At 69.9% G+C, this 727-nt stretch carries 1 protein-coding gene; it reads right to left on the minus strand.

Annotated features, from left to right (window positions below):
- Positions 1–66: 66 nt before the first annotated feature.
- A partial coding sequence (locus tag ACRYM2_RS23175) for a hypothetical protein (RefSeq protein ID WP_432525059.1) occupies positions 67–727 on the minus strand: 661 nt, incomplete at its 5' end.

Consider the following 727-nt stretch of genomic DNA (forward strand, 5'->3'; position numbering starts at 1 on the left):
TGACCGCGATGTCGCGTCCAGCGGGACGATCGTGCGTGGAGCCTGCCGTCATCCGAACGCAGCCACCTACCGGGCGTGGACTCGTTGCAGTGCCCAGGGGATGCGCTCAGCTGGGGTGATTGCCCACTCCAGCACCGCGGTGGGGGTGCTCAGGCGCACTGCTTGAGCTTCGGGAGTCACCAGCAGCACCTCGATCCCGCGCAGCTTCCTCGCAAGGCCGGACTCGTCAGCCTGGACCTCGAAGGTGACGGGGCGGCGCCGCAGGAAGCGCAGCCCGCCGACCGTGTGCACGAAGGTGACGTGTCCTGGTGAGAGGGCCGCGATGCCGGCTCGCCACTGCTTGGTGAGTCCGTCTTGGTGGCCTTCGACGATGCGGAAGCTGCACTCGAGTCGATCGGTGGTGGCCAGGTGCTCCCGTACCCGGCCCGTGACGGCGGTGCCGATCCATGTGCTCAAGGGGGTGCCGATCAGGACGATGCCGGCGGTCATCACCGCCGCTCGGCGCCACTGCGGTGCTCCGGACAGCCAGCCGATGCCTTGCAGCACCCCGAAGGCCGAGACGGCGCCGGCCAGGAGGACGGCGATGTAGATCAGCCGCCCTCGGCTCTTCCTGGGGTGGGCGTCGAGGAGTCGCGGCGCGGCTGTGACACGCGGGTCACTGTGCCTGCTGTGGTGCTCTGCTGGCCGCGACTTCGCCGGCGACTGCCCCATGTGGGGGACTGGGGGG

Origin of the sequence: Kineococcus aridisoli, from assembly GCF_050871885.1 — a bacterium.
Lineage (GTDB): Bacteria > Actinomycetota > Actinomycetes > Actinomycetales > Kineococcaceae > Kineococcus.